The sequence below is a fragment of the Kitasatospora sp. NPDC001540 genome, assembly GCF_042894345.1.
In the GTDB taxonomy this organism is placed as follows: Bacteria; Actinomycetota; Actinomycetes; order Streptomycetales; family Streptomycetaceae; genus Kitasatospora; species Kitasatospora phosalacinea_C.
This window is the reverse complement of the sequence record NZ_JBIAVO010000010.1, coordinates 22,317-41,943: the sequence shown is the minus strand read 5'-3', so window position 1 is coordinate 41,943 and position 19,627 is coordinate 22,317. Positions and strand designations below refer to the sequence as shown.

Below are 19,627 nucleotides of genomic sequence, written 5' to 3'. Positions count from 1 at the left end.
CGCCCCCGGGGCCCGCCCGCCCGCGGTCCCCGGCCCGCCCCCGTCCGAGAACGACCGCAGGAGGAGGAACCCCATGGCCCAGGCGGACCGGCCCGACGAACCCGTCGGCACACCCGCGAAGCAGCCCGTCGGCACACTCGTGGACATCGGCGCGCCCGTGCTGGTGGCGACCGGGATCGACAAGAGTTTCGCGGGCGTCCACGCCCTCCGGGACGTCGGCCTGACGCTCCGTCCGGGGCGGGTGCACGCCCTGGTCGGCGAGAACGGCGCCGGCAAGTCCACCTTGATCAAGGTGCTCACCGGCGTCCACCGCCCCGACGCCGGGAGGATCGAACTGGCCGGTGCGGAAAGGGAGTTCCGCACGCCGCTGGAGGCGCAGCAGGCCGGCGTCTCGACGATCCACCAGGAGGTCAACCTGGTGCCGATGATGTCGGTGGCCCGCAACCTGTACCTGGGCCGCGAACCGCGCCGCCGCGGCCTGCTCGACCTGCGCCGGATGCACCGGGAGGCCGCCGAGCTGCTGGTCCGCTACGGCGTCGACACCGACGTCGCCCGGCCGCTGCGCGAACTCGGCCTCGGCGCCCAGCAGATGGTCGCCCTCGCCCGCGCCGTCCAGGTCGACGCCCGGGTCGTCGTCATGGACGAACCCACCTCCTCGCTGGAACCCCGCGAGGTGGACACCCTGTTCGCCGTCGTCCGCGACCTCACCGCCCGGGGCACCGCCGTGGTGTACGTCAGCCACCGGACGGACGAGCTCTACGCCCTGTGCGACGACGTCACCGTCCTGCGCGACGGCCGGGTCGTGCACACCGGCGAACTCGCCCCCCTGGCCCGCCGCGACCTGGTCGCCCTGATGCTCGGCCGCACCCTCGTCGCCGCCCGCGCCCGCGGCACCCGGCACACCCCCGACGCCGACGCCCCGCCCGCGCTGCGGGCCCGCGGCCTCACCGTGCGCCACCGCGTCCACGGGGTCGACCTCGACATCCACCGCGGCGAGGTGCTCGGCCTGGGCGGACTGCTCGGCTCCGGACGCAGCGAGAGCGCCAAGGCGGTGGTCGGCGCGCTCGGCGCGGACGCCGGACGGGTCGAGGTCGACGGGAGGGAGCTGACCCGGCGCAGCCCCGCCGCCGCGATCCGGGCCGGTGTGGTGCTGCTGCCCGAGGACCGCAAGGCCGAGGGCATCGTGCCCGGCCTGTCCGTCCGGGAGAACATCGTGCTGGCCGCGCTGCCCCGGCTCTCCCGGGCCGGCCTGGTCTCCCGCGCCCGGCAGGACGAGGTGGTGGAGAAGTTCATGGCCCGGCTGCGGATCAAGGCCGCGAGCCCCGACCAGAAGGTCGCCGACCTCTCCGGCGGCAACCAGCAGAAGGTCCTGCTGGCCCGCTGGCTCTGCCTCGCCCCCAGGGTCCTGCTGCTCGACGAACCCACCCGCGGCATCGACGTCGGCGCCCGCGCCGAGGTGCAGACCCTGATCGACGAACTCGCCGCCGACGGGCTCGGCGTCCTGCTGATCTCCTCCGACGCGGAGGAGCTGATCGCCGGCGCCGACCGCGTCCTGGTCCTCAAGGACGGCACCCCCGTCGACGAACTCACCGGCGACCGGGTCAACCCGGACGACCTGCTCGCCGCCCTCTCCCACGAGCCCCGCCCCCCGTCCGGGGAAGCGCCGGACGCCGGGGGGACCGGCCCGGGTGCTCCTGCCGACGGCGACGAGACGGACGGAGCGCGGTGATGAGTGTGCTCGCCCCCGCGGGGGTCCTGCGGGGCCGGAGCCCCGTGCTGCGGTTGCTGCGGCGCTACGGGGTGTACGCGGCGCTGGGGGCGCTGTTCCTGGCGGCGGTGGTGCTGGACACCGGGTTCCTGTCGGCGGGGAACGTGCGGATCCAGCTGTTCCAGGTCGCGCCGACGCTGATGGTCGCGCTGGGGATGGCGCTGGTGATCGGCACCGAGGGCATCGACCTGTCGGTGGGCGCGGTGATCGCGCTCGCGGCCGCCGTGATCCCGCTGTACATCGGGTGGGGGCTGCCGGTGGCGCTGCTGGTGGCCGTCGCGCTCGGCGCGCTGAGCGGACTGGCGGGCGGCGCGATGGTGGCCTTCGCCGGGGTCCAGCCGATCGTGGCGACGCTCGCCCTGATGATCGGCGTGCGCGGCCTCGCCTCCCTGGTCAACGGCGCCTCCGCCAAACCGGTCACCGACCCCGGCCTGCTCGCCCTCGGCTCGGACGCCTTCCTCGGCGTCCCGCTGACCGCCTGGCTGGCGGCCGGGTGCGTCGGGCTGACCGCGGTGCTGGTGCACCGCACCACGTTCGGACGGCAGTTGGTCGCGATCGGCGACAACCGGCGGGCGTCCCGGCTGGCCGGGCTCCCGGTGCGCCGGGTGCTGCTGACGGTGTACCTGCTGTCCGGCGTACTGGCCGCCGTGGCCGGCGCGATGATCGTCGGGCACGGCGCCGAGGCGGACCCGGCCAACCAGGGCCGGAACATCGAACTGGACGCGATCACCGCCGTCGTGGTCGGCGGCACCCCGCTGGCCGGCGGCAGCGTCCGGGTGCTGGGCACCGTCGCGGGCGCCCTGTTCATGCAGCTGACCGCCGCCGTGCTCACCCAGCACGACGTGCCCGGATCGCTCACCAAGATCATCGAGGCGGCCGTCATCTGCGTCGCCGTCTACGCCTCCCAGGAGCGTGGTACCCGATGAGCTCCACCGTCCCCACCGCGGAGAGCGCCGCCGAACGACTCGCCACCCGCATCCAGCGCCACGGCCCGCTCACCGTGCTGGCCCTGCTGGTGCTCTGCGCCTCGGTGTTCTCCTCCGGCTTCGCGAGCACCGCCAACCTGGGCGCGATCCTCGGCAACAACGCCTTCGTCTGGCTGCTCGCCCTCGGCCTGACCTTCGTCATCCTCACCGGCGGCATCGACCTGTCGGTCGGCTCGATGTACGCGCTCGGCGGCGTCCTCGCCGCCTGGGCCGCCGAGCGCTACGGCACCTGGGCCGCCCTGCTGCTGCCGCTCGCCGTCGGCGCCGCCTGGGGCTGCGTGCACGGACTGCTCATCGCCCGGGCCCGGACGGCCCCGTTCATCGTCACCCTGGCCGGCCTGCTCGGCGCCCGCGGCCTGCTCCAACTCATCACCGACGAAGGCGCGAACACCCACCTGGTGCCGCGCGGCTCGGCGTTCCGCGCGCTCGGCGAGGGCACCTGGACACCGGTGCTGATCTCCGCCGCCCTGTTCGGCCTCGGCGCCCTGCTGCTCACCCGCACCCGGTTCGGCGCCACCACCACCGCGATCGGCGGCAACGAGCACGCCGCCACCCTGATGGGCCTGCCGGTCGCCCGCACCAAGGCGCTGGTCTACGTGCTCTCCGCGACGCTCGCCAGCGCCGCCGGCGCGCTCGGCGGCGCCCGGCTCGGCTCCGGCGTCACCACCGTCGGCGTCGGCTACGAACTCACCGCCATCGCCTCGGTGGTGATCGGCGGCACCCTGCTCACCGGCGGCAGCGGCTCGGTCGGCGGCACCGTCATCGGCGTCCTGCTGCTGTCGGTGGTCCACAACCTGATCGACCGCTCCGCCTCCCAGTACGGCTCCGCCGTCACCGACACCGTCAACGGCGCCTTCCTCGCCGCCGTGGTGCTCGCCCAGGCACTGCTCAACCGGGAACGCCGGGACGAGTGAACGCCGCCCGCACCCCGCGGGCGGCGCGGCGCGCGCCGGTCCCGCCCGAACCGAACGAGAGGGGCCGAGGGCCATGGGCGTGAGCCTCAAGGACGTCGCACTGCGGGCCGGAGTGTCCGTCAAGACCGTCTCCAACGTGGTCAACGACTACCCGCACGTCCGGGCCGGCACCCGCGACCGCGTCCAGCGCGCCATCGACGAGCTCGGCTACCGCCCCAACGCCACCGCCCGGCAACTGCGCACCGGACGCAGCGGCATCATCGCGCTCGCCGTCCCCGAACTCGGCAACCCCTACTTCGCCGACCTCGCCACCGCCGTCATCGACGCCGCCGCCCACCACGCCCACACCGTGCTGCTCGACCACACCGCCGGGCTGCGCGCCAACGAGACCCTGGTCTCCCAGGGCTTCCGCTCCCACCTCATCGACGGGCTCATCCTCAGCCCCATCCACCTGGAGAAGGAGGACCTGCTGCACCGCCCCGACCGGCCGCCGCTGGTCCTGCTGGGCGAGCGCGAGTACGACGCCCCGTTCGACCACATCGCCATCGACAACGTCGCCGCCGCCCGGCTGGCCGTGCGCCACCTGCTCGGCCTCGGCCGCCGCCGGATCGCCTTCGTCGGCGCCCGCCGCGACAGCCGCCGGCAACCCGCCCACCTGCGGCTGCGCGGCTGGCGCGAGGAGCTCCTCGCCGCCGGACGCAGCCCCGACCAGGACCTGGTGGTCGCCACCGACGGCTACGACCGCCTGGACGGCGCCGTCGCCATGACCCGGCTGCTCGACCTGCCCGACCCGCCCGACGCCGTCTTCGCCTACAACGACCTGGTCGCCCTCGGCGCGCTGCGGGTGCTGGCCGAACGCGGCGTCAAGGTGCCCGAACAGGTCGCCGTGGTCGGCTTCGACGACATCGAGGACGGCCGCTACGGCGCCGTCACCCTCACCACCATCGCCCCCGACAAGGCCGCCATCGCCCGCCTCGCCGTCGACTGCCTGATCGCCCGGATCGAGTCCGCCCCCGGCCGCACCCCGCCGGCGCCCCGCCGCATCCTGCCCAGCCACACCCTGGTCGTCCGCGAATCCACCGCCGGACGCGCGGCGCACCGCCCCTGACGCCGGGCCAGAGCGCCCCCTCCGCGAAGGAACCCCGTTGCCGCTCCCGTCCGTGACCCGCAGCCCGTTCGGCACCCTGCCCGACGGCACCCCCGTCTCCCGCTGGACGCTCGACTCCGGCACCGGCGTGCGCGCCGAGGTCCTGGACCGCGGCGGCGTCCTGCACCGCCTCGACGTCCCCGCCCCCGACGGCAGCCGCGCCAGCGTCGTCCTCGGCCACGACACCCTGGACGGCTACCGCGCCGACACCGCCTACCTCGGCGCCCTGATCGGCCGCTACGCGAACCGGATCGCCCACGGCCGCTTCGACCTCGACGGCCGCACCCACCGCGTCCCCGCCACCGACCGCGGCCACGCCCTGCACGGCGGACCGGACGGCTTCCACCGCCGCCGCTGGCACGCCACCGCCCTGCCCCGCCGCGACAGCGCCGCCCTGCGCCTGGACCTGCACAGCCCCGACGGCGACATGGGATTCCCCGGCGCCCTGCACGTCACCGCCCGCTACACCCTCGACCGCCACGGCACCCTGCGCCTGGACTGGACCGCCCGCACCGACCGGCCCACCCCCGTCAACCTCACCCAGCACGCCTACTTCAACCTCGCCGGACCGGACGGGGCCGGCCTCCTCGACCACCGCCTGGCCGTCGACGCCGACGCCTACCTCCCCGTCGACCCCGCCGCCATCCCGCTCGGCGCCCCCGCCCCCACCGCCGGCACCCCCTTCGACCTCGGCGCGCCCCGCCCGCTCGGCGAACGCCTCGCCCACCCGCACCCCCAACTGCGCCGGGCTGGCGGCTACGACCACTGCTTCGTGCTCACCGCGCCCCCCGCCCCCGGCGCGCTGCGCCGCGCCGCCCGGCTGCACGACCCCGCCAGCCGCCGCCGGATGGAGGTCTGGACCACCGAGCCCGGCCTGCAGGTCTACACCGGCAACGCCCTGACCGGGAACCCGCACCCGAGGCACGGCGGGCTCTGCCTGGAGACCCAGCACTTCCCCGACTCGCCCAACCGCCCCGACTACCCCGACACCGTGCTGCGCCCCGGCGCGCCCCGGCGCAGCACCACCGAGTTCCGCTTCCCGCACCTGGCGGACCCGCGGTGACCGGCCGGGGGCCGGTGGCGGCCGACCGCCGCTCAGCGCGCCACGGTGCTGCTCTCGCGCACCACCACCCGGAAGCCCGGCGTGATCCGCCGCCCCGGGCCGGTGTAGCGCTGCTCGATCCGCTCCTCCAGGCAGCGCACCGCCAGCTCGGCGATCAGCCGCTTGTCGGGCGCGACCGTGGTCAGCGACGGGATCGCGTACGCCGCCTCCTCGACGTCGTCGAACCCGACGATCGCCAGGTCCCGCGGCACCCGCAGCCCCGCCTCGTGCGCCGCCCGCAGCGCGCCCAGCGCCATCAGGTCGTTGAAGCAGAACACCGCGTCCGGCCGCTCGGGCAGCCGCAGCAGCCGCCGCATCGCGGACGCGCCGTCCGGGCGGAAGTACGCCCGCACCGGCGGCAGCAGCTCCGGGTCGAGCGGCAGCCCGGCGTCCGCCAGCGCCTCCCGGTACCCGGCCAGGCGCTGCTCGGCGGTGGCCCGCGGCGCCGGGTCCTGCCAGCCGATCGCGGCGATCCGCCGGTAGCCCTCGTCCAGCAGGTGGCGGGTCACCTCGCGGGCGCCCGCCACGTTGTCGATGTGCACCCGGTCCGCGACCGGGCCCAGGTCGGCCTCGCCCAGCAGCACCAGCGGGATCTCCCGGGAGCGTGACAGCAGGGCCGTCCGGTCCAGGCCCAGCGGGCTGAGGATCACCCCGTCGATCATCGGGTCGCCCAGGCCGGAGGCGATCCGCAGCTCCGCCGCCGGGTCGCCGCCGGTGTCGTCCATCAGCACGGTGATGCCCACCCGGCGGGCCGCCGCGATCACCTCCACCGCCAGCTCCGCGAAGTACGGGGACGGCAGCTCGGGGAAGGCCAGCGCGATCACCCCGCTGCGGCCGGTGCGCAGCCGACGGGCCGTCACGTTCGGCTGGTAGCCCAGCTCGTCGATGGCGCGCCGCACCCGTTCGCGGGTCGCGTCGGCGACCGGGACCGTGCCGTTCACCACGTTCGAGACGGTCTTGACCGAGACCCCGGCCAGCTCCGCCACGTCCTTCAACCGCGGCGCCGCAGCGCCACCACCCGGCACGGACACGCCGCACCCTCCTCCCGCCGACCGGCGCGAGGGAGCGCGGCCGGCCTCGCCACGACGCCGCTACTACAACGTGAGAATACAAGGTCGCCGATGAACGGACAGCACCTCGCGCCCCGGAGCCGGGCCCCGCCCCGGCAGCCCCCGCGACCGGTACCGCCCCCTCGCACCCCCACCCAGAAGGAGCGCACCTTGTCCAGCCAAGTCCAGCCGACCGCAAGGCGGTCGTGGCACCACGCGCGGGCGGCCGTCGCCGTCCTGGCGCTGCTCGTCGCCGCCCTGATCGGCCTGCCCGGCATCGGCCACGCCGCCACCGCGCAGCCCTGCGACCTGTACGCCTCCGGCGGCACCCCCTGCGTCGCCGCGCACAGCACCACCCGCGCCCTGTTCGCCGCCTACGGCGGCCCGCTGTACCGCGTCACCCGGGCCTCCGACGGCGCGAGCGCCGACATCGGCCCGTTCGCGGCCGGCGGCTACGCGAACGCCCAGGCGCAGGACCAGTTCTGCAACGGCAGCAGCTGCCGGATCACCCGGATCTACGACCAGACCTCCCGGCACAACGACCTCCTGCCCGGACCCGCGGGCACCGCGGGCGGCGTCGACCGCGGCGCGGACGCCTCCGAGATCGCCGTCACCGCCGACGGCCACAAGGTCTACGGCGTGTGGATCTCGCCCGGCGTCGGCTACCGCTACACCGGCGTGGCCTCCGGCGTCGCCGTCAACGGGCAGCCCGAGGGCGTCTACATGGTCGCCAGCGGCACCCACGTCGGCGCGGACTGCTGCTTCGACTACGGCAACGCCGAGTCCACCCCCGACGACACCGGCAACGGCCACATGGACGCCGTCTCCATCGCCACCACCTGCTACTTCCCGCCGTGCACCGGCAGCGGCCCGTGGATCGAGGCCGACCTGGAGAACGGCATGTTCCAGGGCGACAACGGCTCCAACACCGCCAACCTCGGCAACAACAGCCCCTACGTCACCGCCGTGCTGAAGAACGACGGCCAGACCACGTACGCGCTCAAGGGCGGCAACGCGCAGTCCGGCGCGCTCACCACCTGGTGGAACGGCGCCCTGCCCAGCCGCTCCGGCTACCGCCCGATGAAGCAGGAGGGCGGCATCATCCTGGGCATCGGCGGCGACAACTCCAACCGGAACCGCGGCACCTTCTTCGAGGGCGCCATGGTCGCCGGCTACCCGAGCGACGCCACCGAGAACGCCGTCCAGGCCAACGTCACCTCCGTCGGCTACAGCGGCCGCACCGACCTGCCCAGCGGCCCGCAGGGCACGGTCACCGGCCCCGGCGGGCAGTGCGTGGACGTCGCCGCCGACGACAGCGGCGCCAACGGCGCCGCCGTCCAGCTGTGGAACTGCCAGACGTACGCCGAGGACCAGCACTGGACGCACAACGCCGACGGCTCGCTCGGCACCATCGGCCGCTGCCTGGACGCCACCGGCAACGGCACCGCCAACGGCACGCTCCTCCAACTGTGGGACTGCAACGGCGGCGGCGCCCAGAAGTGGATCCAGCAGGGCGACGGCTCGCTGCTGAACCCGCAGTCCGGACGCTGCGTGGACGCGCCGAGCGGCAACAGCGCCAACGGCACCCGGCTCCAACTGTGGGACTGCAACGGCAGCGCGGCGCAGAAGTTCACCGTGAACGGCGGCGGCCCCGTCGCCGCCCCCGGCGGGCAGTGCGTGGACGTCGCGGCCGACGACAGCGGCGCCAACGGCGCCGCCGTCCAGCTGTGGAACTGCCAGTCGTACGCGCTCGACCAGCACTGGACGCACAACGCCGACACCTCGCTGCGCACCCTGGGGCGCTGCCTGGACGCCACCGGCAACGGCACCGCCAACGGCACGCCCCTGCAACTGTGGGACTGCAACGGCGGCGGCGCCCAGAAGTGGGTGCAGCAGGGCGACGGCTCGCTGCTGAACCCGCAGTCCGGACGCTGCGTGGACGCGCCGAGCGGCAACACCGCCAACGGCACCCGCCTGCAGCTGTGGGACTGCAACGGCAGCGCGGCGCAGAAGTTCGCCCTGCGCTGACGGCCCGCCAGGAGCGCTGACCGGCTCCGCCGGGGGTTCGGGCGAACCCCCGGCGGAACCGCTCCTGCCACTGGCGGTTCCACTTCCGGTTGGTGCCGCCGTTGCAGTCCCAGATCTCCGTCCGGACGCCGTTGGCGGTGCTCGCTCCGGGCACGTCCAGGCAGCGGTTGGAGCCGGCGCCGCGCAGCTGTTCCCGGGTCCCACCTGGCGGCTGCTTCCTCCGGGCTCCCACCGCACGGTCTCCCGGCGTCCAACCCCGAGGGGGGGAACTGCACCCGGCGCGCTCGACCGGCCGGCAGCTGGGAGGATCGCTTCTCCGGCAGCATCCGCACCGGAGCGGCCGGCGAAGCCGTCCGACCCGTCCGCCCCGTCATCGAGGAGCAACCGTGACCGAGCAGCCCGGCCCGCAGCAGCGCATCGCCGACGCCATCCGACCGGCGATGCTCAACGGCCTGCAGGACGCCGAACTGATCGGCGCGCCGGGCACCGGGCGCATCAACGAATGGGTCGACTGGATCGCGGCGGTCGTCGTCGGCCAGGTGGTCCAGCCGATCGTCGCCGAACGCGACGCCTTCGCGGACCGGGTGGACACCCTCACGCACCTCGCCAGGCGCCACAAGGAGGGACACCAGGACGCGGCCCGCGACGTGCGGGTGCTGGAGGCCCGTGTCGCGGAGCTGGAAGCGGAGGTGGCGCGGTTGCGTGCGGACGAGGCCGGTCCGGGCCGGAACGCGGCGGGCTGACGGTCCGCCGGGATGCCCGGCGGACGTCAGTCGTACGGCGTCGAGCGCACCGTGAGGGCGGCAGCGCGGCGCCTCACGTGGTCGTGGGTGATCCGGACGATCTCGTGCCAGAAGGGCGCGGCGGTGAGGTAGACGCCGAGGGCGGCCATGATGCCCAGGGCCACGTCCACGCTGATCCGGCCCTCCTCGGTCCAGTACACGTCCTGCAGGTCCAGCAGCAGGGCGAACTCGTCCGCGATCAGTGCCGTGCCCGCCCCGTAGCCCGCGGCGACCAGCGGATGCCGGACGGCCTGCTCGTCGCCGCGGACGGCGACCAGACCGACGCCGGCCAGGGTGGCGATGCCGATGTTGTAGTGGTGCAGGTGGTGCCCGCCCGCCGACACGTTGCCCCAGGGCAGCCAGCCGCCCCGGATGCCGTGGGTGATCAGTCGGACGGCGCCGAAGGTGGTGCCGAAGGCGGTCCAGGTCACCAGGAGGGACCGCTTGGTCGGCGTCAGGTGGGTGTCGGCGGCCCGGCTCCAGCGACGTGCCAGACCTCCGGCCGGGGAGCCGCGCTGCTCTGCACGGGCGCTCATGAACCGGTCCCCTCTCGTTGTCACGGCCGACGTTCGGTCCGATGCGTTCCCGCCCCGCCCCGCGCGGTTGCCTCCCCCGCGATCCGCCACCCGGACGGCCCAGGACCGCTGCCACGGGCACGGGGGACCGGCCGGGCGTCACCAGTGGTTCGAGCGTTTCGGCCCGGTCTCCGGTCCAGGTCCCCGGTCGTGGTCGGGTGCGCGACCGGGGACGGTCGGCGGCCGGGGCGGCCGGGGGCGCTCGTCGTGCGGTTCCTCCCGGCGGGTCGACGGCCCCGACGGGATCCCGGGAGGCCGGTCGGGTCGCTCAGCCGAGCGGCTTGTCGAGGACGGCCTTGGTGTGGCTGAAGGTGTCGATGGAGTACTCGCCGTGGTACCGGCCCGTGCCGCTCTCGCCGACGCCGCCGAACGGCAGCTCGGGTACTGCCAGGTGCGACACGGGCAGGCCGAAGACGAGCGCACCGGAGGAGGTCTCCTCGGCCAGCCGCTGCTTGGTGCGGTCGGACCCGGTGAACGCGTACAGCGCGAGCGGCTTGTCGCGCTCGTTGACGAAGGCGATCGCCGCGTCGAGGTCGGGCACGGTGACGATCGGCAGGATCGGTCCGAAGATCTCCTCCCGCATCACCGGAGCCTCGGGCGTGACGTCGGCGAGCACGGTGGGGGCGAGATGGCGGGCGGCGCGGTCGTGGTCCCCGCCGGTGACGACCCGTCCCTCGGCGAGCAGCGCGGTGAGCCGGTCGAAGTGGCGCTCGTTGACGATCCGTCCGTACTCGGGGTTCCCGGCCGGGTCGTCGCCGTAGGCCGCGCGGACGGCGGCGGCGAGCTCGGTCTCGAGCGCGGTCGCGGTGTCGCCGACGGCCAGGACGTAGTCGGGCGCGACGCAGGTCTGGCCCGCGTTGAGGAACTTTCCCCGGACGATCCGCTGCGCGGTGACGGCCAGGTCGACACCGGGCTCGACCACGACGGGGCTCTTGCCGCCGAGTTCCAGGGTGACGGGGGTGAGGTGCCTGGCCGCCGCCGCCATGACGACCCGTCCGACCGTGCCGTTGCCGGTGTAGAAGATGTGGTCGAAGCGCTGCTCCAGCAACGCCGTGGTCTCCGGGACGGCGCCCTCGACGACGGCGACGGCCCGGGGGTCGAGGTAGCGCGGCAGCAGCCGGGCGAGGGCCGCCGAGGTCGCCGGGGCGAGCTCGCTGGGCTTGACCACCGCGGTGTTGCCCGCCGCCAGGGCGCCCACCAGCGGGGCGAGGGCCAGCTGCAGCGGATAGTTCCACGGCGCGATGACCAGGACCACGCCGAGCGGCTCGCGGACCACCCGGGCCTCGGCCGGGAGGAAGGCGGCGGGCACGGCGGCCGGCTTCGGGCGCAGCCACTCCTCCAGGTGCTCCACCGTGTGGTCGAGCTCGTTGACGGTGAAGGCCACCTCGGTGCGGTACGCCTCGGTGGCGCTCTTGCCCAGGTCCGCGTGGAGGGCGGTCAGGAACGCCTCGGACTGCTCGGTGAGCAGCGACCGCAGGGCGCGCAGCTGGGCCAGGCGCCAGGCGAGCGGCTTGGTGCGGCCGGACCGGAACGTGTCGCGCAGCCGCTTCACGACGGTGCCGGCGTCGGTGGCGAGGGCTTCGACCAGCCGGTGGGCGAGCGCCGCGGAGGAGGCCGGGTTCTGCCCGGTGTACAGGTTGCGGTCGACGACGGTGTGCGGGGCGAAGGGGGCGGCCTCGACGAAGTCGGCGCCCAGCTCGACCAGACGGTCCTGGAGCAGCCACTCGGCGCGGGCGGCCAGGCCGGCTGCGGTCTCCTCGGCGTTGGTGAACGCCGTCATCCGGTAGCCGGCGAAGGGCCAGCTGCCGTCGTCGCGGCGCGCGGCGAGCAGCGCGGCCGGTGCGTGGCAGACCACGCCGAGCGGTCGGCCCGAGTCGAGGACGCGGGTGAGGATCCGGCCGGACGCCTCGTCGACCGCGAGATCCTCCATGGGGCCGTGGCCGCCGGGGTAGAAGACCAGGTCGTAGGCGTCCGGGTCGACGTCCTCCAGCCTGGCGGGGTGGGCGAGCGAGGCGCGGACGGAGTCGAGGTACGCGGCTGTCGAGTCGGCCCGCTCCTGGCCGCCGTTGGCCGCGGCGGTCAGGCTGCCCGGGTCGACGGTGGCCGGGACGCCGCCGGGCGTGGCGATGGTGATCTCGTAGCCGGCCTCGCGGAAGACGCGGTGCGGCTCGGCGAGTTCCTCGGCCCAGTAGCCGGTCGGATGGGCGGTGCCGTCGGCGAGGGTCCAGTGCGTGGCGCCGGTGACGACGAAGAGGGCAGCGGTCATGGTGGTGCTCCCGAAGGGGTTGAGGGCCTCGATAGTTGATGACCTCAAGTAATGCCTCGACGGTAGGCCTCGATGGTTGAGGATGTCAACCAATCCCGCCTACACTCGTCCCATGACCGGCACCACCCCGCCCGCCGCGCCCACGTCCGTCGAGCTGATGGACCAGCTGGCCCGGGCCGCGGCCGCGTACTACCGGAACTTCGCCACCGTGGCGGCGGCGCGCGGCCTCACCCTGATGCAGGGCAAGATGCTCAGCCTGCTCCGGCGCCCCGTGTCCATGCGGACCCTCGCCGAGCTGCTCGCCTGTGACGCGTCCAACGTCACCGGGATCGTCGACCGGCTGGAGGGGCACGGCCTGGTCCGCCGCGAGGCCGACCCGGCCGACCGGCGGATCAAGAGGGTGACCCTGACCGAGGAGGGCGAGCGGACCGTCCGGGAGATCCGCGCCGAGCTGCTGACCACCCTCGGCGGGCTGGACGACCTCGGCGACCGGGACCGGCGCACCCTCCAGCGCGTGCTGTGCCGGCTCTTTCCCGTCGGCACCGACTGAACCGGCCGAGCCCTCTGCCTCGCCGGGCCGCGGGGCGGAGCGATCCCGCCGCAGTGCGCGGCGGCGGCCCTGGGGGAGTGACGCTCCGTCGGGACATGTGCACGCTCATGAGGGGCTTCCTGCCCATGGGACGCGCTGCCGGCTGCTGAGCGGCGGCTCCGCACAGGACGGGCGGCGCGTGGTCGGTATCACTCTCCAGGGGGACCTCGCCCCTGGGGCCCCGTTGGGGGCGCGGCCTCGGGCCGTGCGCCTCGGCCGGCCACTGTCGTCGTCGAGGTCCTGTCGCCGCGCCGACCTCTTCGTACGGGTGCCTCCGTACACCGTCGAGGAGGGACGTGATGTGGTTCGTCCCGGGCAGGGGAGCGGCCCGCCGTCATCCGGGCTCGCCGACGCGGTCCGCGGCAGGCCTGCAGTCGGATGACTGAAGCCCGGCACCGCGGTCGTGGAGGACAGTTGGGCCGAAGGCACCGATCAGACGATCGGCCGGGCCTTCGCCGTCCCTCGAACGCCATGCCCCCTCGTGGAACGGCCGACGGAGAACACGAGGAGATCCCACTGATGGCAAGGATCGAAGTCACCTTCGACAGCGCCGGCATCACGATCGCAGGACATCTGTACGTCCCCGGTGCCGCGGCCCGAGGCGGGAACCCGGCGCTGGTGGTCGGTCATCCGGGCACCGGGGTCAAGGAGCAGACCTCGGGGACGTACGCACGGTTGATGGCCGACCGCGGATTCGTCGCCCTCGCCTTCGACGCCGCCCACCAGGGGGAGTCGGGCGGTCTGCCGCGCGGGCTGGAGGACCCTTCCCAGCGGGTGGAGGACTTCAAGGCCGCCGTTTCCTACCTCACCACCCGCGCGGAGGTCGATCCCGGGCGCATCGGCCTGCTGGGCATCTGCGCGTCCGGCGGCTACAGCCTGGCCGCTGCGGGCGGCGACCACCGGGTCAGGGCCGTCGCCACCGTGAGCACCGCCGAACCCGCCCGGCAGTTCCGCCTCGGCGCCGACGGGACCCAGGACCCGGCGGTCTTCCGGTCCTTGCTGGCGGCCGCTGCCCGGGCCCGCTCGGCCGCGGCCCGCGGTGAGGACCCGGGGACCATGACGATGTTCCCCGAGACCGCCGAACAGGCCGGTGCGCTGGGAGGGCAGCACGGCATCGAGGGCTTCGAGTACTACTGCACCCCGCGCGGCGAGCACGAGCGATCGGCGAAGTCCCTCGCCTGGGAGAGCATCGACCGGATGGCCTTCCACGACGCCTTCTTCGCGGTCCCCCTGATCGGTCCCCGTCCCGTCCTCCAGATCATCGGCGAGCGCGCCGTCACCGCCTGGATGGCGGTCGAGGCCCACCAGCGAGCCACCGGCCCCAAGGAGATCCACTGGATCGAGGGCGCCAGCCACGTCGACCTCTACGACAAGCGCGAGTACGTCGACCCCGCCGTCGACAAGCTCACCGACTACTTCACCCATCACCTCGCGGGCAGCGCCGCGTGAATTCCGGCGCGGCTGCCGCCCCGCGGCGGTCGATCCGCACCCGCCGACGCGAGTGCCCTTCCCCCCTCGGTGCCCGGGGCATTCCGGACCACCGTCCCCACCGCACAACCAACTCTGACCACCCCTTGACGAAAGGCACGACCGTGCATCCCCTCGCGCAGCGGTGGCGGCTGCTCACGGTCGCGTTCATCGCGGCCGTGTCCGTCCTCTTCTTCTCGAACAACGCGGCTTTCGCAGCGGAGCCCGGCGAAAGCAACGGCTGGACCCAGGAGGTCGAGAACAACGTGCAGGTCTACTCGGACGGCGACATGTCCGAGGCCCGCGACCCCAACCTCAACACCCTGGTACAGGTCTGGCACGGCTGGTCCGACAACAACATCTACATCGCCGTGAACCACGGCAGGCCCGTCCAACTGCCCAACGCCTCGACCTACGTCTCTCCGGTGGTGGCGTTCGACCGCACGAGCGGCGGTTCCTCGGTGTTCCGGGTGTTCCACACCGGGACGAACGGATACGTCTTCTACTCGAACGTCACCGTCAGCGGCAACCTGGTGGCACCCAGCCTCTGGTACCAGGTGCCCCACGACGTGCGCACGCCCAACAACAGGTCGGTCTCGGTGACCTCCCTGCCCAGCCGTGGAATGTTCCTGGCCTACCGCGGGCAGGACAGCGACAACATCTACGGCGCCTTCTACAACGCCGGAAACGACTTCTGGGACCTGCCGGTGGCGGTCCCCAACGCGACGAGCGACTCCTCGCCCGCCCTTTCCTACGAGCCCGAAGCCCAGATCATCGTGCTGGCGTGGCGGGGCACCGACAACCAGGTGAACATCATCCGCCAGAACTACGGCTCCGGAAGCTGGTGGGGCTGGAACATTCTGCCGGGCGTGCTGACGGACGCCCAGCCGGCCGTCGCGATGACGAACAACGGAAGGGGTCAGGTAGCCGTCCGCCAGCAGGGGAGCCAGCGGATCCAACTGGCCTCGATCTACGCCAACGGGGGCTGGTACGGGTACTGGAGTGCCGAGATCAACGGATTCATCGGCCGGTACGGCCCCACCCTGGTGGCGTACGCCGCGACGGTCTACCTCCTCGCCACCACCGCGAACGGCGGAGTCTGGTGGAAGCAGTCCCGGCAGTTCTGACGCCCGGTGAGGTGAACGCGCCACCATGACGCGGCCGGGCGGGTGCGGGAGCACGGTCTCCGCACCCGCCCGGCCCGCGCCCTCGTCGCCCGCGGCTCTCCCCTCAGCGCCGGCGGGCCTCGTCGAACGCCGGTCCCGTGCGGTCAGCGGCCCTCCGGGACGGCGTCCGCCTTGGCGCGGAAGTCCGCGGCGCGTGCGACGCGGAGCTGGGTGAACAGTTCCGCAGCCCGCTCCCAGCTCGCCCGGGCATCCTCACCGGCACCGAGTTCCAGCTGGACGACGGCGAGGTTGTCCAGGGCTTCCGCCTGGTTGTAGCGGTCGTGCAGTTCTTCGAAGACGCGCACCGCCCGGCGGTGGCCGGCGACGGCCGCCTCCAGGTGGCCCAGGGACTGCTGGGCGTAGGCGATGGTGCTGTGGGTCGCGGCTTCGTAGTGCCGGTCCCCGACCTCGCGCAGGAGGAGGAGCGCCTCCTCGCACCGGGCGACGGCTTCCCGGTGCCGGCCGAGCTGCACGAGGCGCCAGCCCGCGTCGGCGAGGGCGCGTGCAACCTCACCGTGCTGGCCGAGGTCACGGGCGGTCGCCAGGGCGTTCAACGCGTGCCGCAGGCCCAGGTCCGGGCGTTCGAGGTAGAGGTACACCCAGCTGACATCCCGTTCGGCACGCGCACGGCACTCGGCAGGTAGCCGGTCCAGGTACCGGAGGACATGAGCGAAGGGTTCTCCGACCTCCTCCAGGCGTCCGGTCTCGATGAGGGCACGCACGAGGTGGTGACCGCTCCTGTTGACGGCGAAGGGGTCGTCGAGTTCGAGGGCGTCCGCAAGGGCGGCGCGCGAGGCTTCGACCTCCTGGCTCCAACGCCCCTCCACCTCGTTGTAGGCCGCCCATTGCAGCGCGAGGTCCAGGCGACCGCGCCGCAGGGCAGGTCCGGTGCAGGAACGCCGGACGAGCGCCAGGGTGGGTTCTTCCTGTTCGCACCAGTCGAGCGCCTCCTCGCGGCTACCGACGGCCACGTGCACGGCTCCCGGAACCGGATCGCCGATCGGTACGTCCGTGGAGCGGGGCAGGAGGAGCCGCTTGGCTGCGCGGGCGTTGTGGCAGAGGTAGTCGAGCAGTCGGACCTGAGCGGCGAGGCGGTCGTCGTCCTCCTCGTCGAGGAGTTCGGACCCGTAGGCGCGCAGGAGGTCGTGCAGGACGTAGCGCCCCCGGAAGTCCTGGAAGAGCAGGCCCGCTCCGGTGAGGTCGCGCAGGTGGCGCCGGGCTGCGGGCATCCGCACGCCCGCCACGGAGGCCGCGGCCTCGGCGGAGACCGCCGGTCCGGGGTGGATGGCCAGGTGGCGGAAGAAACGCGCCGTGTCCGGCTGGAGCGCCCGGTAGGAGAGGGCGAAGACGCCGCGGACATCGGCTCGCCGATCGTCGGCGCAGAACGCGTCCAGGCGCGGGTGGGTGCGGCGCAGCTCGCGCACCGCCGAACCCAGCGTCATGCCGGGGCTCGCGCTGAGCCGGGCGGCCATGACGGCGACGGCCAGCGGCAGGCGGCCGCACAACTCGACCAGTTCGGCCGCGGCCGACGGCTCGGCCCCGCACCGTCCGTCCCCGAGCCTGGCGGCCAGCGCCGCCAGCGCCTCGGCCTCCGTCCACACGTCCAGACCGACGAGGGCCGCCCCCTCGGTGGCCGCCAGGGCGGCGAGCCGGTTGCGCGAGGTGACGATCGTCAGACACCCCGGGGACGCCGGCAGGAGGGGCCGCACCTGTTCCGCGCTCCTGGCGTTGTCGAGGACGACGATCATCTTCCGGCCCGAGGCACGTTCGCGGAACAGCGCCCCGCGCTCCTCGGCACCCGGCGGGATCTCCTGGCCGGCCACACCGAGCGCGCGCAGGAAGCCCCCCAGCGCGTCCGCGGGGTCCAGGGGATCGCGCGAGTCCTCGAAACCGCGCAGATTCACGTACAGCTGGCCGTCCGGGAAGCGGTCGGCCACCCGGTGCGCCCAGTGCACGGCCAGAGCGGTCTTGCCGACCCCGGCCATGCCGCCGATCGCCGAGATCACCACGTGGCCGCCCCGGGCGAAGGCGCGGTCGGTGTGGTCGAGGACGACGGCGAGTTCGGCCTCGCGGCCGCGGAAGGCCGCCAGGTCGGGCGGGAGCTGCCGCGGGACCTGCACGGTGTGCCGCACCGAGGCCTGCACGAGGCGGCTGCGGGCGTCCTCCTCCAGTTCCAGGACGTCCATCAGCTCGCTGAGCGTGGCGGGGCGCGGCAGGCTCCTGCCCCGCTCCATGTCGCTGATCGCCCGCACGCTCACCCCGGACGCCTGGGCGAGGCCCTCCAGAGTGAACTGCCGCCGCTGGCGGGCCTCGCGCAGCAGCCCACCGAACCCGCTCCTGTCGTTGGTCACGACCGAAAAGGTAGCAATCGACCACTGCTCCCTCCCCGAGCCGAGGACCTCCGCGGTCCGGGCAGCTGTGCCGAACAGCGTCCGGAAGATCTCGGAAGCCTGCCCGCCGTCCCGTGCCGACCGTCATGTGACTGATGCTCCCGAGCCACGGGACGCGGCAGAGTGCAGGTGTCGGCAGGTGCACCGGTCCCGCCGTCGGCACCCGGGCACGCGGGGCCGAGCCGTCGGCCGCCACCGCTCCGCGCACCTGAGCACGTTCCGGCGCTCCCCGTCCCGAGCGGGGGCGCATCCGCTTCTCCCGAAAGGCATCACATGATCGACAGGCGTGGTTTCACCAAGGCCCTGGGGCTGGGCGCCGGAGCGGCCGCCGTCTCACTGGCCGGCCTGCAGGGCACTTCCGCCGCCGCGCCCACCTCGGGCCGGACCGGCAACGCCCCGGTCGTGCCCGCCCTCACCCCCGGTACCCACACCGCCTTCCCGCCCCTGAAGCAGGTCCAGGCCGGCCTGCTCGACGTCGGCTACGCCGACCTGGGACCCGCTCACGGGCCGGTGGTCCTCTGCCTGCACGGCTGGCCCTACGACATCCACAGCTACGTCGACGTGGCCCCGCTCCTCGCGGACCTCGGCTACCGCGTGATCGTCCCCTACCTGCGCGGCCACGGGACCACGCGCTTCCTGTCGCCCCGGACCTTCCGCAACGGCCAGCAGTCGGCCATCGCGCTGGACGTCATCGCACTGATGGACGCCCTCAGGATCGACCGGGCGGTCGTGGCCGGCTTCGACTGGGGCTCGCGGACCGGGGACATCCTGGCCGCCCTGTGGCCCGAGCGGGTCAAGGCCCTGGTGTCGGTGAGCGGTTACCTCATCACCAACCGCCAGGCACAGCTGGAACCGATCGCCCCGGCGAGCGAGCACACCTGGTGGTACCAGTACTACTTCGCCACCGAACGCGGCAGGAAAGCCATGGAGCGGGAGGACCTCCGGCGCGACCTGACCCGATTCGTCTGGCAGACGGTCTCCCCGACCTGGAACTTCGACGAGGCCACCTTCGCACGCACCGAGGCGGCCTTCGACAACCCCGACTACGCCGCGGTCGTGATCCACAACTACCGCTGGCGGCTCAGCCTGGCCGAAGGGGAACGCCGCTACGACCGCTACGAGGACCGGCTGGCCCTGAAGCCGACGATCGGGGTGCCGACCATCACCCTCGACCCCCTGCTGGACCCGTTCACCGCTCCCGGCGACGGCTCCGCCTACCGCGCCATGTTCACCGGCGCGTACGAGCACCGGTCGCTGCCCGGCATCGGACACAACCTGCCGCAGGAGGCGCCCACGGCGTTCGCCCAGGCCGTGGTGGACGTCGACCGCTTCTGAACGGGGCCGCGGAGGGGCGGCCGCGGACGCCCCTCCGGCCCGGCTCCGCCCGTGCCCGGCGGG

Annotated in this window: 15 protein-coding genes and 2 pseudogenes; 11 read left to right on the top strand and 6 right to left on the bottom strand. The window is 73.9% G+C overall.

The window, feature by feature from the left end:
- The first annotated feature begins 73 nt into the window (after positions 1-73).
- The 5 genes from ACFY00_RS14740 to ACFY00_RS14720 all read left to right on the top strand — a co-directional run bounded on the left by ACFY00_RS14740 (position 74) and on the right by ACFY00_RS14720 (position 5,878).
- Positions 74-1,729, top strand: a complete 1,656-nt coding sequence (locus ACFY00_RS14740) for a sugar ABC transporter ATP-binding protein (protein WP_388031192.1) — start codon at positions 74-76, stop codon at positions 1,727-1,729.
- On the top strand, positions 1,729-2,694 hold the full coding sequence (locus tag ACFY00_RS14735; RefSeq protein ID WP_388031189.1) for an ABC transporter permease: 966 nt from the start codon (positions 1,729-1,731) through the stop codon (positions 2,692-2,694). The genes ACFY00_RS14740 and ACFY00_RS14735 overlap by 1 nt, the downstream gene beginning before the upstream one ends.
- Positions 2,691-3,668, top strand: a complete 978-nt coding sequence (locus tag ACFY00_RS14730; RefSeq protein ID WP_388031186.1) for an ABC transporter permease — start codon at positions 2,691-2,693, stop codon at positions 3,666-3,668. The genes ACFY00_RS14735 and ACFY00_RS14730 overlap by 4 nt, the downstream gene beginning before the upstream one ends.
- Before the next feature lie 73 nt (positions 3,669-3,741).
- A complete protein-coding gene (locus tag ACFY00_RS14725; RefSeq protein ID WP_388031183.1) occupies positions 3,742-4,776 on the top strand; it encodes a LacI family DNA-binding transcriptional regulator in 1,035 nt (344 codons plus the stop codon).
- 37 nt (positions 4,777-4,813) lie between these two features.
- A complete protein-coding gene (locus tag ACFY00_RS14720) occupies positions 4,814-5,878 on the top strand; it encodes an aldose epimerase family protein (protein WP_388031180.1) in 1,065 nt (354 codons plus the stop codon).
- Positions 5,879-5,910: 32 nt separating this feature from the next.
- Here ACFY00_RS14720 and ACFY00_RS14715 read toward each other — a convergent pair whose 3' ends face one another.
- Entirely contained in the window at positions 5,911-6,948 is a 1,038-nt protein-coding gene (locus ACFY00_RS14715; RefSeq protein ID WP_388031178.1) for a LacI family DNA-binding transcriptional regulator, read from the bottom strand.
- Positions 6,949-7,137: 189 nt separating this feature from the next.
- Here ACFY00_RS14715 and ACFY00_RS14710 point away from each other — a divergent pair, with 189 nt between their 5' ends.
- Positions 7,138-8,994: an arabinofuranosidase catalytic domain-containing protein gene (locus ACFY00_RS14710; RefSeq protein WP_388031175.1), complete on the top strand. Its 1,857-nt coding sequence runs from the start codon at positions 7,138-7,140 to the stop codon at positions 8,992-8,994.
- A gap of 88 nt (positions 8,995-9,082) precedes the next feature.
- Here the strand turns inward: ACFY00_RS14710 and ACFY00_RS14705 are convergent.
- Positions 9,083-9,226: pseudogene (locus ACFY00_RS14705) on the bottom strand (RICIN domain-containing protein); the annotation flags it as partial.
- 154 nt (positions 9,227-9,380) lie between these two features.
- Between ACFY00_RS14705 and ACFY00_RS14700 the strand changes: the two are divergent.
- The gene (locus ACFY00_RS14700) at positions 9,381-9,737 is read left to right on the top strand and encodes a hypothetical protein (protein ID WP_388031173.1); all 357 of its coding nucleotides are present in this window, start codon (positions 9,381-9,383) and stop codon (positions 9,735-9,737) included.
- A 26-nt stretch (positions 9,738-9,763) separates the two neighbouring features.
- Here the strand turns inward: ACFY00_RS14700 and ACFY00_RS14695 are convergent, their stop codons facing one another.
- From ACFY00_RS14695 to ACFY00_RS14685, 3 genes and pseudogenes are all read right to left on the bottom strand, one after another.
- Positions 9,764-10,312: a hypothetical protein gene (locus ACFY00_RS14695; RefSeq protein ID WP_388031170.1), complete on the bottom strand. Its 549-nt coding sequence runs from the start codon at positions 10,310-10,312 to the stop codon at positions 9,764-9,766.
- A gap of 307 nt (positions 10,313-10,619) precedes the next feature.
- Positions 10,620-11,939 carry an aldehyde dehydrogenase family protein gene (locus ACFY00_RS14690; protein ID WP_388031441.1) on the bottom strand — a complete coding sequence of 440 codons (1,320 nt, stop codon included), beginning with the start codon at positions 11,937-11,939 and terminating at the stop codon, positions 10,620-10,622.
- Positions 11,925-12,617: pseudogene (locus ACFY00_RS14685) on the bottom strand (type 1 glutamine amidotransferase domain-containing protein); the annotation flags it as partial. The gene ACFY00_RS14690 and the pseudogene ACFY00_RS14685, both read right to left, overlap by 15 nt.
- Before the next feature lie 112 nt (positions 12,618-12,729).
- Here ACFY00_RS14685 and ACFY00_RS14680 point away from each other — a divergent pair.
- The 3 genes from ACFY00_RS14680 (at position 12,730) to ACFY00_RS14670 (ending at position 15,800) form a co-directional block, all read left to right on the top strand.
- Positions 12,730-13,167, top strand: coding sequence for a MarR family winged helix-turn-helix transcriptional regulator (locus ACFY00_RS14680; protein WP_388031167.1), 438 nt, complete (start codon positions 12,730-12,732; stop codon positions 13,165-13,167).
- A gap of 558 nt (positions 13,168-13,725) precedes the next feature.
- The gene (locus ACFY00_RS14675) at positions 13,726-14,655 is read left to right on the top strand and encodes an alpha/beta hydrolase (protein ID WP_388031164.1); all 930 of its coding nucleotides are present in this window, start codon (positions 13,726-13,728) and stop codon (positions 14,653-14,655) included.
- Between the two features lie 143 nt (positions 14,656-14,798).
- Positions 14,799-15,800, top strand: a complete 1,002-nt coding sequence (locus ACFY00_RS14670; protein ID WP_388031161.1) for a hypothetical protein — start codon at positions 14,799-14,801, stop codon at positions 15,798-15,800.
- Between the two features lie 143 nt (positions 15,801-15,943).
- Here the strand turns inward: ACFY00_RS14670 and ACFY00_RS14665 are convergent, their stop codons facing one another.
- Positions 15,944-18,190, bottom strand: a complete 2,247-nt coding sequence (locus tag ACFY00_RS14665; protein ID WP_388031159.1) for an ATP-binding protein — start codon at positions 18,188-18,190, stop codon at positions 15,944-15,946.
- A 312-nt stretch (positions 18,191-18,502) separates the two neighbouring features.
- On the opposite strand from ACFY00_RS14665, the gene ACFY00_RS14660 reads away from it, so the two are divergent.
- A complete protein-coding gene (locus tag ACFY00_RS14660) occupies positions 18,503-19,564 on the top strand; it encodes an alpha/beta fold hydrolase (RefSeq protein ID WP_388031157.1) in 1,062 nt (353 codons plus the stop codon).
- The last annotated feature ends 63 nt before the right edge of the window (positions 19,565-19,627 follow it).

What these genes read in the sequence shown, in the direction of transcription:
- ACFY00_RS14675 (WP_388031164.1), top strand. Translation starts at nt 13,726, where the DNA reads ATGGCAAGGATCGAAGTCACCTTCGACAGCGCCGGCATCACGATCGCA.
- ACFY00_RS14730 (WP_388031186.1), top strand. Translation starts at nt 2,691, where the DNA reads ATGAGCTCCACCGTCCCCACCGCGGAGAGCGCCGCCGAACGACTCGCC.
- ACFY00_RS14740 (WP_388031192.1), top strand. Translation starts at nt 74, where the DNA reads ATGGCCCAGGCGGACCGGCCCGACGAACCCGTCGGCACACCCGCGAAG.
- ACFY00_RS14660 (WP_388031157.1), top strand. Translation starts at nt 18,503, where the DNA reads ATGATCGACAGGCGTGGTTTCACCAAGGCCCTGGGGCTGGGCGCCGGA.
- ACFY00_RS14680 (WP_388031167.1), top strand. Translation starts at nt 12,730, where the DNA reads ATGACCGGCACCACCCCGCCCGCCGCGCCCACGTCCGTCGAGCTGATG.
- ACFY00_RS14695 (WP_388031170.1), bottom strand. Translation starts at nt 10,312, where the DNA reads ATGAGCGCCCGTGCAGAGCAGCGCGGCTCCCCGGCCGGAGGTCTGGCA.
- ACFY00_RS14725 (WP_388031183.1), top strand. Translation starts at nt 3,742, where the DNA reads ATGGGCGTGAGCCTCAAGGACGTCGCACTGCGGGCCGGAGTGTCCGTC.
- ACFY00_RS14735 (WP_388031189.1), top strand. Translation starts at nt 1,729, where the DNA reads ATGAGTGTGCTCGCCCCCGCGGGGGTCCTGCGGGGCCGGAGCCCCGTG.